The 13,645-nt window shown below is 66.3% G+C and carries 12 protein-coding genes; 10 read left to right on the top strand and 2 right to left on the bottom strand.

From position 1 onward, the window contains the following. Positions 1–19 precede the first annotated feature (19 nt). Positions 20–493 carry a PaaI family thioesterase gene (locus M3A49_RS30770; protein ID WP_254354638.1) on the bottom strand — a complete coding sequence of 158 codons (474 nt, stop codon included), beginning with the start codon at positions 491–493 and terminating at the stop codon, positions 20–22. A 17-nt stretch (positions 494–510) separates the two neighbouring features. Further along, the gene (locus M3A49_RS30765; RefSeq protein ID WP_266232345.1) at positions 511–3,255 is read right to left on the bottom strand and encodes a LuxR C-terminal-related transcriptional regulator; all 2,745 of its coding nucleotides are present in this window, start codon (positions 3,253–3,255) and stop codon (positions 511–513) included. A 353-nt stretch (positions 3,256–3,608) separates the two neighbouring features. Between M3A49_RS30765 and M3A49_RS30760 the strand changes: the two genes are divergently transcribed. The 10 genes from M3A49_RS30760 to M3A49_RS30715 all read left to right on the top strand — a co-directional run bounded on the left by M3A49_RS30760 (position 3,609) and on the right by M3A49_RS30715 (position 13,643). Further along, entirely contained in the window at positions 3,609–5,165 is a 1,557-nt protein-coding gene (locus M3A49_RS30760) for a long-chain-fatty-acid--CoA ligase (RefSeq protein ID WP_266232344.1), read from the top strand. 59 nt (positions 5,166–5,224) lie between these two features. Continuing rightward, the gene (locus tag M3A49_RS30755; protein ID WP_254336164.1) at positions 5,225–6,409 is read left to right on the top strand and encodes a lipid-transfer protein; all 1,185 of its coding nucleotides are present in this window, start codon (positions 5,225–5,227) and stop codon (positions 6,407–6,409) included. A 14-nt stretch (positions 6,410–6,423) separates the two neighbouring features. After that, on the top strand, positions 6,424–6,870 hold the full coding sequence (locus M3A49_RS30750) for a MaoC family dehydratase N-terminal domain-containing protein (protein ID WP_254354641.1): 447 nt from the start codon (positions 6,424–6,426) through the stop codon (positions 6,868–6,870). Positions 6,871–6,895: 25 nt separating this feature from the next. Then, positions 6,896–7,312 carry a MaoC family dehydratase gene (locus tag M3A49_RS30745; RefSeq protein ID WP_266232343.1) on the top strand — a complete coding sequence of 139 codons (417 nt, stop codon included), beginning with the start codon at positions 6,896–6,898 and terminating at the stop codon, positions 7,310–7,312. 32 nt (positions 7,313–7,344) lie between these two features. Beyond that, the gene (locus M3A49_RS30740) at positions 7,345–8,175 is read left to right on the top strand and encodes an SDR family NAD(P)-dependent oxidoreductase (protein ID WP_266232342.1); all 831 of its coding nucleotides are present in this window, start codon (positions 7,345–7,347) and stop codon (positions 8,173–8,175) included. Positions 8,176–8,203: 28 nt separating this feature from the next. Next, the gene (locus M3A49_RS30735; protein WP_266232341.1) at positions 8,204–9,352 is read left to right on the top strand and encodes an acyl-CoA dehydrogenase family protein; all 1,149 of its coding nucleotides are present in this window, start codon (positions 8,204–8,206) and stop codon (positions 9,350–9,352) included. 22 nt (positions 9,353–9,374) lie between these two features. Continuing rightward, on the top strand, positions 9,375–10,571 hold the full coding sequence (locus M3A49_RS30730; RefSeq protein ID WP_266232340.1) for an acyl-CoA dehydrogenase family protein: 1,197 nt from the start codon (positions 9,375–9,377) through the stop codon (positions 10,569–10,571). A gap of 9 nt (positions 10,572–10,580) precedes the next feature. Next, complete coding sequence (locus M3A49_RS30725) at positions 10,581–11,714, top strand: acyl-CoA dehydrogenase family protein (RefSeq protein ID WP_266232339.1); 1,134 nt, start codon at positions 10,581–10,583, stop codon at positions 11,712–11,714. A gap of 63 nt (positions 11,715–11,777) precedes the next feature. After that, positions 11,778–12,566, top strand: coding sequence for an enoyl-CoA hydratase/isomerase family protein (locus M3A49_RS30720; RefSeq protein WP_266232338.1), 789 nt, complete (start codon positions 11,778–11,780; stop codon positions 12,564–12,566). A gap of 180 nt (positions 12,567–12,746) precedes the next feature. Continuing rightward, complete coding sequence (locus M3A49_RS30715) at positions 12,747–13,643, top strand: TauD/TfdA dioxygenase family protein (RefSeq protein WP_266232337.1); 897 nt, start codon at positions 12,747–12,749, stop codon at positions 13,641–13,643. Positions 13,644–13,645: the final 2 nt, after the last annotated feature.

Genomic DNA, 13,645 nt, shown 5'->3' with positions numbered 1-13,645 from the left:
CATGTGGCGCGCTCGGCGCTCAGGCCGGCGGGTTCAGCACCGCGAAGGTCGCGTTGGCTTTGAGCACGCAGCGCTCGTCCACTATCAGGCGGCACGTGGCAAAGCGCAGACGCGCCCCCATTTTGTCGAGCGCCACGTGCGCTTCCAGCCAGTCGCCGGGACGCACGGAACCGAGGTAATCGAGGCCCAGATGCGCCGTGACCGCCGGGCGTTCGCGTCCCGCCGCGCGTATCATGGCCGCGCCAATGGCCGTGTCGGCGAGCGTGGCCAGCATGCCGCCGTGCGCGATATCCAGATTATTCAAATGGCGCTCGCCCACGCGCGTGCCGATCACGCCGCGGGCTTCGTCGAAGTAAAGCGCGCCGAACTGGCCCATATAGCCCGTGCGGAACGGCAACGCCACGAAGCCGGACGGCGGGGCGTCGCCGTCGCTTTCGACGGGGGCGTTCGCAACGTCAAGCGGGATGTCATTCACGGGTAGGCGATCGTTCATTGTCCGAGTTTCCACAATCAGGGGATCAGCCCTTTCGCGCGGCCGATGGCGACTGCCTGGGTACGATTGCCCGCGCCGAGCTTGGCGTTGATCTTGCGAAGATGCGACTTCACCGTCAATTCGGAGACGAACAGCTTCTCCGCGATCACGCGGTTGCGGTGGCCCGCCGAAAGCATGCGCAGCACGTCCAGCTCGCGCGCGGTGAGCGCGTCGGCGGGAGAGTCTGCGGCGTAGGGCGAGAGATCGGCGGCGCCCGCCGCTGAGTCCGCCATGCGCGCGTGGGCGGGCGCCACGCCGTCCAGCAACTGCGTGACGAACGCAGGCACCACGCCAAGCGAGCCAATCTGCGTGGGGCCGCGCTCGGCCCATGCGCCCAGCAGGCGCATGAGCGCTTCGCCTTCGTCGAGGAACGCGCGCACGAAGCCTTCGTGGCTCGCCATGCGCAGCGCTTCCGTGAGCGTGTCGAAGGCCGCGGTGCGCTCGCCGTTGCCGTCGAGCGCGAGTGCGAGCAAGATTCGCAACTTCAGCGCGCGCCAATGACGCCGCCGCGCGATCGCCTGCGCGAGGGCTTCGCTCAGCGCCGCGCACGCCGTGGCGTAGCGTCCCTGCGCGATATCGAGGCGGCAGCGCGCGATCACCGGTTCATCGATCTCGCTCGCATGATAGGAGACCCCCGGGCGCGCCCAGTCCGCGTGCAGCGTGGCCGCGCGTAGCGCCTGCTCGGCGGCGTCGAAGCGGCCTTCGAGTGTGGCGACGCGCGTGCGTTCGAGCCATGCGGCGCTCACGGCGCGGTCCGATTCGACCGCGCGGCCCAACTGTTCGAGTTCGGCGAGCAGGCGCAACCACTGCTCGACATTGCCTTCGATGAGCGCCGCGCGCGCCGAAAGCACATGCGTGGCGATCAGCCCGTCGGTCACGCCCACGCGCTTGGCGCGCGGCAGCGCGTCGGCGAGCAGATGCGTCATTTCGCTGAGCGCGTTTTTCTCGTAGAGCGCGAGCGAGCGCACGCCGTCCACGCTGGTGCGGCCGCCGCCCGAGTCCACGGTGCGGTTCGCCGTGGCGTTGGCCGCCGAAATTTCGAGCCGCGCCAGCGCCGTGCCAAGCCGCCCCTGCACCAGATCGATGATCCCTTCGATGGTTTCCGACATCGTGCGCATCACGACATAGGGATGATCATGCGTGCGCCGCAATGCACGCGAGAGCACCCCGCGGGCCTCGTCGTAGAGATCGGTGCAGACGTAGCTGAACGCGAGCGAATTCGTGAGGCTGTAGAACGAGAAGTTCGCACGGTCGGGCAGCCGATCGAGCAGGGCGGCGCTCGTTTGCGCGCATGCCTCGACCTGGTCTGTGATCGCGAGCAGCACGCCGCGAATCGCTTCGGCCACGAGGGCGACGCTATCCTGGTTGGGCTGCCCGAGGCTGCCCTCGACAATGCTCTGCGTCGTGCGCATGGCGTCCGCATAGCGGTGGTTCAGAAGCAGCACCCATGCATAGGTGAGGCCGACGTCGGGCCGCGTGGCGAGCCGCGCGGCGCCGATGCGGTCGAGCCAGCGCATCAACAGGCGCAGCCGGCCGCTGCCGAGCAACGCCCGCGAGTGGTCCGCGATTTCGGCGAGCGCGCCGGCTTCGTCGCCCGCGTCGAGCAAATGGTCGATGGCGGGCACAGGGCGTTGCGCGTCGAGATACCAGCGCGCGGCCGCCCCGTGCACCTCGCGTTCACGTTCCGGCTGCGCCGCACGCAGCCGATGCTGCAGGAAGCTCGCGAACAGCCGGTGATAGCGGTACCAGCTGCGCTCGCCGTCGAGCGGCACGAGAAAGAGATTGGCGCGCTCCAGATAGTCCAGCATCTCGCGGCTGTCGTTGCGTCCGGTGGCGGCGTCGCAAAGCGCCGCGCAGAACTGCGGCAGCGCACTCGTCTCCAGCAGGAACGAGCGGCACGCTTCGGATTGCCGGGCGAGGATGTCCTCGGCGAGATATTCCGCGAGTTCGAGGTTCGTGCCCGAAAACGAGGCGACGAAGGCCGCATGGTCGGTGCGCGTGCGCAGCGAGAGCGTGGCCAGATAAATGGCCGTGGCCCAGCCTTCGGTGCAGCGATGCAGCGTTGCGATATCGGCGTCGCGCAGCGGCAGCGCGCATTTCTCGCGGATGAACGCGCTCGCCTCCGCGAGCGTGAAGCGCAGTGCGGCGGGATTGATGTCGAGCAGCTCGCCGCGCGCGCGGATGCGCCCGATGCCGAGTTCGGGCGTCACGCGCGAGGCGACCACGAGCGGGTTGCCAGGCGGCAGGGCGGCGATCAGGTCCTGCATGAAGGCGAGCACGGTAGGGCTCTGGACCGACTCGAAGTCGTCGAGCAGGATGGCGAGCGGCTTGCCGTGCGCCGCCACGCGCTCGATCAGGCTCGACGCGAACGTGTCCGGGTCGAGTGTGAGCGCGCGCGGCGTGCGTGTGCCTGGCAACGCGGCGTCGAGATGCAGCAGGAAGCGCCCGAAGTCGTTGTCGGCGGCGTCGAGGCGCAGCCACGCCACCTCGCGGCGATGGCCGCGGCAGTGCGCGGCGTATTGCTGCAGGAGCGTGGTCTTGCCGAAGCCCGCCGAAGCGCGGATCAACACGAGGCGCGCCGTGTGGGTGCCTGCAATTGTCTCGATCAGTTGCGTGCGCAACAGATGTGACGGGCTGTCTGCGGGCGGCGTCAGCTTCGACGCGACGATCCCGCGGGGAGGATTCTGATGGCCGCTTGCGGCGTGGGCATCGACGATGTTCACAGGCGCTGTTTCCTTCTGCGGCGCGCGCGGCGGCGCGCCCTTCGGGTCCGCGGGCCGCACGGGTTAGGCGGCGGCGGACCTGTCTCACTCGGGTCGTTGTTGCTGGGGCGAGGGGGTCGCGCCCTGTTTTTACGTTGCTGGTGCAACCGTGGGGCTATTGTTCCATAGCGGCTGGCCGGCGTCGTACTCCTTTCGAACGATTCGCCTGCGCGTCCTAAAATCCTCCCTTCGGCTCAGGACAGCAGGCCGGCGCGCGCCTAAAGTGACATCGACTTCACGGCATCCGCGCCACGATCGACCAACCGACGATCAAGCGGCGCAGCCGGAACGACATAAGGAAGCCCGGAGACACCATGTACCTCACACAAGGCCTGCATCGCTGCGTGCAGCAACACCCGGCGGAAGTCGCGATCCGCTTCGGCGAGCGCACGCAAACTTTCGCGCAGCTGGGCGACCGCGTGGCGCGGCTAGCCGGCGCGCTCCAGTCGCTCGGTATGGGCGCGGGCGACCGCGTGGGCATGCTCGCGCTCAATTCCGACCGCTACCTCGAATACATGCTCGGCGTTTGGTGGGGCGGCGGCGTACTCAACCCGGTGAATATCCGCTGGAGCGTGCCCGAGATCGTCTATTCGCTCGACGACTGCGACACGCGCATCCTGCTGGTGGACGACCACTTCCTGCCACTCGCCGGGAACATCGCGGCGAGCGCTGCGCATCGCCCGACGCTCGTCTACACCGGCGAGCGCGACGCACCGCCCGGCATGCTCGCTTACGAGTCGCTGATCGCCGAAGCGCAGCCGGTGGCAGACGTGTTTCGCGGCGGCAACGATCTCGCGACCATCATGTACACGGGCGGCACGACGGGCCGGCCCAAGGGCGTGATGCAGTCGCACCTGAACCTGTGGTCTTCGGCGACTTCGCGCATGGCGGAGTTCCGCGGCTACGCGCACGCCGTTTCGCTGCATGCGGCGCCGCTTTTCCACACGGCGGCGATGGCGCGCGCCGTGGGCCATTTCGTGGCCGGCGACACGCACGTGGTGGTGCCCACTTTCGAGCCGCGCGCCGTGCTCGAAGCGATCGAGCGCGACTGCGTGGACGAGATCCTGCTCGTGCCGACCATGCTGCAGGCCGTGCTTGAGCATCCCGACTTCAAGCGGCGCGATCTTTCTTCGCTCAGGCGCATCTACTACGGCGCGTCGCCGATCGCCGCGGGCGTGCTCGACGCCGCGCTCGCCGCGCTACCCGGCATCGAATTCTTTCACGCTTACGGTCTCACGGAGGCGTCGCCGGTGGTGTCGGTCAATCCGCCCGCGAATCACGGCCCCGAAGGGCGGGCGAGCGGCCTTTACCGCTCGGCCGGGCGTGCGGGCTACGGCGTGACCGTCAAGATCGTCGATGCCGAAGGCGTGGAAGTGCCGCGCAATACCGTGGGCGAGATCGCCGTGCGCGGCGCGAACGTCATGCTCGGCTACTGGAACAAGCCCGAAGAAACGCGCGAGACGCTGCGCGACGGCTGGCTGCATACCGGCGACGGCGCCTATATGGACGAAAACGGCTACCTCTTCATCGTCGACCGCATGAAGGACATGATCGTGACGGGCGGCGAGAACGTCTATTCCGCCGAAGTCGAGAACGTACTCTCGCGCCATCCCGCCGTTGCGCAATGCGCCGTGATCGGCGTTCCCGATGCGCGCTGGGGCGAAGCCGTGCACGCCGTGGTCGTCGCACGTAGCGGCAGCGACGTGGACGAAGCCGCGCTGCGCGAGCACTGCCGCCAGTTCATCGCCGGCTACAAGTGCCCGAAGAGCGTCGAGTTCCGCGAGGCGCTGCCGCTTTCGGCCGCCGGCAAGATTCTCAAGCGCGATCTGCGCGCGCCGTACTGGCAGAGCCAGTCCCGACAGGTGGGCTGATCCGCACGGGTGGGCATCGTCATCGTTAAATAGCAATCTCACTTAATCAGGTATCCAAAATGAGCAACAAGGTTGTAGTAGCCGGCGTTGGCATGATTCCGTTCACCAAGCCCGGCGCGAGCGACGACTACGCCACGATGGGCGCCAATGCCGCGAAGGCAGCACTCGCCGATGCGCGCATCGACTACGCGCTCGTCGAGCAGGCCTACGTGGGCTACGTGTTCGGCGATTCGACCTCCGGCCAGGCCGCCATCTATGGCGTGGGCCTCACGGGCATTCCTGTTGTGAACGTCAACAACAACTGCGCGACGGGCTCCACCGCGCTCTTCCTCGCGCGCCAGGCCGTGGAAAGCGGAGCTGTGGAATGCGCCATCGCGCTCGGCTTCGAGCAGATGGTGCCCGGCGCGCTCAAGGGCGCGTACACCGACCGTCCCACGCCGATGGAGCGTTTCGTCAAGACCATGCTCGACGTGCAAGGCTTCGACGAAACCGCGCCGCGTGCGGCGCAATTCTTCGGCGGCGGCGGCCGCGCCTACATGAAGGAATACGACATCAAGCCGGAGACGTTCGGGCGCATTTCCGTGAAAGCGCGCCAGCACGCCGCGCGCAACCCTTTCGCCGTGTTTCGCAACACCGTGACGCTCGAAGAGGTGATGGCTTCGCCCGCCGTCTTCGATCCGCTCACGCGCTTGCAGTGCTGTCCGCCCACGTGCGGCGCTGCCGCGGCGATCGTGTGCTCGGAAGCGTTCGCGAAGAAGCACGGACTCGACACGCGCGTGGTCATCAAGGCCCAGGCGATGACGACCGACCGCAACAGCACGTTCGACGAAGGCGACATGCGCAAGGTGGTGGGCTACGACATGACGCGTGCCGCCGCGCAACAGGTGTATGAAAAGGCGGGCGTCGGCCCCGAAGATATTCAGGTCGTCGAACTGCACGACTGCTTTACGGCGAACGAATTGATCACCTACGAGGGGCTCGGCCTCACGCCCGAGGGCACGGCGGAGAAGTTCATTCTCGACGGCGACAACACCTATGGCGGCCGTGTCGTCACGAACCCCTCGGGCGGCCTGCTTTCGAAAGGCCATCCGCTTGGCGCAACAGGTCTTGCGCAATGCACCGAACTCGTGTGGCAACTGCGCGGGCAGGCGCAGGACCGCCAGGTCGCGGGCGCGCGCTTCGGTCTCCAGCACAACCTCGGACTCGGCGGCGCGTGCGTGGTCACGCTCTACGAGCGCCAGTAACGCGAGGCTCGACGATGATCGACAAAAGCCATATCGGCGCACTGATCTCGCGCCACACGGCGCTCGTCGAGGCGGGCCGCCTGCGCTTCTTCGCGAAGGCGACCGGCCAGACGGACCGCCGTTACCTCGACGACGAGGCCGCGAGGGAAGCCGGCTATCCCGCGCTGCCCGTGCCGCCCACGTTCCTGTTCTGCCTCGAAATGGAATCGCCCAATCCGCGTGCGACCGTCGAGCGCCTGAATATCGACATCGCCCGCGTGCTGCACGGCGAGCAGCGCTTCCGCTATCACCGCATGGCGTTTGCGGGCGAACGCCTCGCATTCGAAACGCGCATCGCGGACATCTACGGCAAGAAGGGCGGCGCACTGGAATTCGTCGTGCGCGAAACGCGTGTGACGAACGCACAAGACGACGCGCCCGTTGCAGACCTGCGCAGCGTGATCGTCGTGCGCAACGGTTGATAGAAAAGCAGAAGCAGGAGCCAACATGCAATCGATTCGTTTGAACGACCTGGCCGTAGGCAGCGCGTTGCCGCCGTTCGTCGCCGCGCCGCTCACGCGCCTCACGCTCGCGCTTTACGCGGGCGCTTCCGGCGACCACAACCCGATTCACGTCGATCTGGACTTCGCGCGCCGCGCCGGCATGCCCGACGTGTTCGCGCACGGCATGCTGTCCATGGCATATCTCGGGCGGCTGCTCACGAACTGGGTGCCACAGCAGGCCATCCGCGAGTTCTCGGTGCGCTTCGCGGCGATTACGCAGGTGGGCGACGCCATTACCTGCAGCGGCGTCGTCACCGAACGTGACGAGACGGCGCGCACCGTCAAAGTCGCGCTCACCACGCGCGACGCACAAGGCGAAATCAAGCTTTCAGGCGAGGCGCTCGTCGCGCTCGACGCCTGAACGATCCTTCACACACACGGAGTAGACAGAAGATGAGCAAGCTGGTTGGCAAGGTCGCCATCGTATCGGGGTCGGGCCGCGGCATTGGCCGTGAAATTGCACTGAAGCTCGCGGGCGAAGGCGCGGCTGTCGTGGTGAACGATCTGGACGTCGAACCCGCGCAAAGCGTGGTGGCCGAGATCGTCGCCGCGGGCGGCAAGGCCGTGGCGTGCACGGGCAGCGTGACGGACGCGGACTTCGGCACGCGCTTCGTCGGCGCGGCGCTCAAGGAGTTCGGGCGCCTCGACATCATCGTCAACAACGCGGGCTACACGTGGGACAACGTGATCCAGAAGATGAGCGACGAGCAGTGGAACGCCATCATGGACGTGCACGTGAGCGCGCCGTTCCGCATCCTGCGCGCCGCCGCCGACTACTTCCGCGAAAGCGCCAAGGCCGAAGCCGATGCGGGCCAGGAGGTGTTCCGCAAAGTCGTGAACATCTCGTCCGTTTCGGGCGTGATGGGCAACGCGGGCCAGGCGAACTATTCGGCCGCGAAAGCCGCGATCAACGGCCTCACGAAGGCGCTCGCGAAAGAGTGGGGCCGCTACAAGGTCAACGTGAACAGCGTGGCGTTCGGCCTCATCAAGACGCGCCTCACCGAGGCGGTGGCGGGCGAGGGCAATAGTTCGACCATCGACATCGCGGGCCAGGCAATCAAGGTGGGCGTCAACGCGCTGCTCATGAAGAACATCGAGGCGATGATTCCCATCGGCCGCGGCGGCACGCCGGAAGAAGCGGCGGGCGCGGTGTATCTCATGTGCATTCCTGAATCGAACTACGTGACGGGGCAGGTGCTGGTGGTCGGCGGCGGCCGTCCGTAAAACGTGGCTCGCAAAGAAGGAGTCGAACATGGCTGAATACCGCAGTCCGTGGATCACGGACGATCTCGTGCTGTTCCAGGATTCGATCCGCAAGTTCATCGAGCGCGAACTCGTGCCACACGAGGAGCGCTGGTGGAAGCAGCAGCATGTGGATCGCGAGGTGTGGCGCAAGGCCGGCGAGTTCGGCATGCTCTGCGCGAGCATTCCCGAGGAATACGGCGGCGGTGGGGGCACGTTCGCGCACGAGGCCATCATAGCGCTCGAGCAGTCGCGCGCGATGGTGTCGAGCCTCGGCACGAACGTGCATAGCGGCATCGTCGCGCATTACATCCTGCGCTACGGCACCGAGGAGCAAAAGCGCAGGTGGCTGCCGAAAATGGCGAGCGGCGAGCGCGTGGCGGCGATCGCGATGTCCGAGCCGGGTGCGGGATCGGACCTCAAGAGCATCAAGACGCGTGCGGCGCGCGACGGCGATCACTATGTCATCAACGGTTCGAAGACCTTTATTTCGAACGGCCTGCTCGCCGACCTGATCTGCGTGGTCGTCAAGACGGACCCGGCGCAGGGCGCGAAAGGCGTGTCGATCGTCGTCGTGGAAACCGACGATCTGCCAGGCTTCCGGCGCGGACGCGTACTCGAGAAGATGGGGCAGAAGGGCCAGGACACCGCCGAGCTGTTCTTCGACGACGTGCGCGTGCCGTGCGCAAACCTGCTTGGCACGGAAGAGGGCAAGGGCTTCTATCAACTGATGCAGCAGTTGCCGCAGGAACGCATGATCATCGCGCTCGGCGCGCTGAGCGCGATGGAAAAGGCGCTGGATGTCACCACTGCCTATGTGCGCGAGCGCAAGGTGTTCGGCATGAGCCTGCTGGACATGCAGAACACGCGTTTCAAGCTCGCCGAAGGCAAGACTCACGCGACCATTGCGCGAACCTTCATCGACGACTGCATGGCGAAGGTGCTGCGCGGCGAGCTCGACGCCGAGACGGCCGCGATGGCGAAATGGTGGTGCACGCAACGCAGCTGCGAAATCATCGACGAATGCCTGCAGCTGCATGGCGGCTACGGCTACATGATGGAGTATCCGATCGCGCGGCTCTACGTGAATGCGCGCGTGAGCAAGATCTTCGGCGGCTCCAACGAGATCATGAAGGAACTGATCGCCCGTACGCTGTAACGTCGCTACTTGGGAGCACCAGATGGATTTGCGTTATACCGAAGCGGAACAGGCGTTCCGCGAAGAAGTGCGGGCGTTCGTGCGGGAGAGCCTGCCTGGCGATATCCGCGAGAAAGTGCTCGCGCACCAGCGGGTGGAGAAGGACGACTACGTGCGCTGGCACCGCATACTCAATGCGCACGGCTGGGGCGCACCCACCTGGCCCAGGGCATTCGGCGGCACGGGCTGGAACGCGCTGCAGCGCCTGATCTTCGAGATCGAGACGCTCGGCGCGGGCGCGCCGCGCCTGTTACCGTTCGGCCTCACGATGATCGGCCCGGTGCTCATGAAGTACGCGAGCCCGCAGATGCAGGCGCGATTTTTGCCGCGCATTCCAAACGTCGACGACTTCTGGTGCCAGGGCTATTCCGAGCCCGGTTCGGGCTCGGACCTAGCGTCGCTGACAACGCGCGCGGTGCGCAAGGGCGACAAGTACATCGTGAACGGCCAGAAAACGTGGACCACGATGGCGCATTTCGCGGACTGGATTTTCTGCCTCGTTAGAACGGACTCCGAAGCGAAGCCGCAGGAAGGCATTTCGATGTTGCTGATCGACATGAAGTCGCCGGGCGTCACGGTCCGGCCGATCGTCACGCTCGACGGCGGCCACGACGTGAACGAGACATGGTTCGAGGACGTGGAAGTGCCCGTCGAGAATCTCGTGGGCGAGGAGAACCGCGGCTGGACTTACGCGAAGTATCTTCTCGGGCACGAGCGCACGGCCATTGCGGGTATCGGCCATTGCTATCGCGAGTTGTGGCAGTTGAAGCATTACGCGGCACAGGCTGCGGACGGCACAGGCGGCCGCATGCTCGACGACGCGCGCATGCGCGACAAGATCGCCCGCCTCGAAATGAACCTCATGGCGCTGGAAATGCTGCTGCTGCGCGTGGCGACGGCTGATGGCGGGCGCGGTCCCGGCGCCGCGGCATCGATCGTGAAGATTCGCGGCTCGGAACTGCAGCAGGACATCGCCATGCTTCAGCAGGAAGTGGCCGGACCGCACGGCTGGCCCTACGCGCCGCAATGGCTCGAGCCCGGCGCCCATGCCCCCGTGAGCGGGCCGCATTGGGCGGCGCCCGCCGCGTCCACCTATTTCGACATGCGCAAGACCTCGATTTACGGCGGCGCGACCGAGGTGCAGAAGAACATCATCGCCAAGATGATCATCGGCTTTTAGGACACGCACATGGACTTCACGTATAGCGAAGAGCAGCAAATGCTCGCGGATAGCCTGCGTCGTTTCGTCGAAAGCGAATACACGTTCGCGCAACGGCGCCGGCGCGCGCGCGAGGGCGCGAGCTTCGATCGCGCGATCTGGACGCGGCTTGCGGAAATGGGCGTGCTCGGCCTCACGGTGCCCGCCGAATACGGCGGGTTCGGCGAAGGCGCGGCGTGCCGGCTCGTGGTGCAGCGCGAACTGGGCCGTGCGCTGGTGCTCGAACCGGTCGTTCCGTGCAGCGTCATGGCAACCGCGATACTCGCGGCATACGCCAGTGCCGCGCAGCAGGACCGCTGGCTGGGCGCGATCGCCACGGGGCAGCAGGTCGTCGTGCCCGCGTTCGCGGAAACCGCGTCGCGCTACCGGCTCGATGCGGTCGGCACACTCGCGACGCCGGTTGGGCGCGGCTACGTGCTCGATGGCGCGAAAGCGCTGGTCTGGCATGGCGAGGCTGCGGATGCGTTCATCGTCAGCGCACGCGTGGGTGATGCGGCCACGGGCGAAATCGCGCTTTTCCTCGTCCCGCGCGAGAGCCGGGGCGTGAAAGTGGCCGGCTATCCGACCATGGACGGCCAGCGCGCCGCCGACGTTTCGTTCGAGGCGGTCGCATTGGGTGCGGAAGCCCTGATCGGCGCGCCCGGCGCTGGCGTGGCCGCGCTCGGGCACGGCGTGGACTACGGGATCGCGGCGCTGTGCGCGGAAGCGGCTGGCGCGATGGAGCGCGTAATCGAGATCACCGGCGAGTATTTGCGCATGCGCCGCCAGTTCGGCCAGCCGCTCGCCGCGTTCCAGGCGCTACAACATCGCATGGCGGACATGCTCGTGCACAAGGAGCTGGCGCTTTCGATGGCCTACGTCGCCGCGCAAGCGCTGGACGAACCCGATGCGCGCAAGCGCCGCCGCATGCTCGCTGCCGCGAAAGTGACGGTAGCCCAGGCGGGACGCTTCGTTGGCCAGCAGGCGGTGCAACTCCACGGCGGCATGGGCATGACCGACGAGCTGGAAGTGGGCGACTATTTCAAGCACCTGACGATATTCGATCCGCTCCTTGGCGACACCGACCATCATCTCGCGAGTTACGTCGAGGCGATGGAAGACTGAGCCCCACGCGCCGCCCCGCATCATGCGGGGCGGTTCTTTTACGGATCTTCGATTTTTCCGAAAATGATCAGTACTACGATAGAAAATGGCGTCGCCACGCTGACGCTCGACAACGCGGAGCGCAAGAACGCCCTGAGCGCTGCGGCGCTCGCCGCGTTCGCGGATGCCATCGAAGCATTGCGCCGCGACGACACGGTGCGCGCGTTGATCCTGACTGGCGCAGGCAGCGACTTTTGCTCGGGCGGCGACGTGAGCGCGATGCAAGGCCCCGCCGATACGGCCGCCGTGCGCCGCCGCATGATCGAGAGCCAGCGGCCGTGCGCAGCGCTGGCGACGTTCGACAAGCCGGTGATCGCAGCGGTGGATGGCGTGGCGTACGGCGCGGGCTTCAGTATTGCGTTGATGGCCGACTTCATCGTCGCGAGCGAGCGGGCGCGCTTTTGCCTCGCTTTCGCGCGCATGGGCCTCGTGCCCGATCTGGGCGCGTTGCATACGCTGCCGCGCATCATCGGTACGCAACGCACGCGCGACCTCGTCTACTCGGCCCGCGAACTGGCGGCGCACGAGGCGCAGGCGTTGGGCATCGTGCTGGAGGTGGTGCCAGGCGATGCGCTGTACGCGCGAGCGTACGACCTGGCGCTCGCCATGAGCGCGCAATCGCCGCATGCGTTCGCGATGACCAAGCGTTTGCTCGCGCAGACGTTCGAACGCGACTTCGGCGCACTCCTCGACGCGGAGGCGAGCGCACAGGCCATTGCGTTGACCTCGCCGTATCTGCGCGAGGCGGCGGCGCGCTTTGCGCGCAAGGAAACACCGTTGTTTCGCTGGCCGCGCAACGATCGGGACGCCTGAGCGCACGATCGAACGGAGGAGCCGCGGGGCAAACCCTTGCTCCGTTCGAAGCACCGCGCAACACACCAACGCTTCCTGCCGTTTCCTGCTTTAGGACCACGACAGCAATTTGTTTCCACCTTAAGTTAACACCTATCAGACAGCGCCGATCCCGCCGGCGCCCAATAACGGAGACAAGACATGACGAACGCGATCGCCACGCCCGAGGCGAGCCGGACCCCTGCGCACGCCCACTTTACGATGGACCCTGTTTCGCCCGCCATCGGCGCGGAAGTCAGCGGTATCGACCTGCGCGAAACGCTGGACGACGCCACCGTCGCCGCGCTGCGCGCCGCGCTGGTGCAGCACAAGGTGCTGTTCTTCCGCGACCAGGACATCACGCCCGCGCAGCATGTGGCGCTTGCATGCCGGTTTGGCCAGCTCGAAGTGCATCCCGTTTTTCCGCATCACGCCGATCATCCCGAACTGGTCCTGCTGGGCGGCACGCAGGCCGCGAAGGCGCGCGAGAACATCTATCACTCGGACGTGTCCTGGCGCGAGATTCCCTCGATGGCGTCGATGCTGCGTTGCGTGGAATGCCCGCGCAGCGGCGGCGACACGATCTGGGTGAACATGGCGAAGGCTTATGCGGAACTGCCCCAGGCCGTGAAGGAGCAACTCGCCGACCTCGAAGCCGTGCATGACATCATGCCGTCATTCGGCTCGCGCATGTCGTCCGAAGAACGCTCGTCAAATCGCGTGAAATTTCCAGCCGTGACGCACCCCGTGGTTCGCACACATCCCGAAAGCGGCGAAAAGATCCTGTACGTGAACGAAGGCTTCACGACCCATCTCGCGAATTATCTGGGCAAGGGGACGTTTCGCGTGGGTTTCGACTACCGCTACGGCGAGTTCGAGTTGCTCCAGTATCTGTTTCGCCAGGCCGCCATTCCCGAGTACCAGGTTCGGCTGCGCTGGGCGCCTGACACCATCGCGTTCTGGGACAACCGCTCGACCCAGCACTACGCGATTCAGGACTATTTCCCGGCCGTGCGGCGCATGATGCGCGCAACGATCATCGGCGACAAGCCGTTCTGACG

The organism is Paraburkholderia sp. CNPSo 3076 (assembly GCF_026343935.1).
Taxonomy (GTDB): domain Bacteria; phylum Pseudomonadota; class Gammaproteobacteria; order Burkholderiales; family Burkholderiaceae; genus Paraburkholderia; species Paraburkholderia nodosa.
This window is presented reverse-complemented; position numbering and strand designations above follow the sequence as displayed.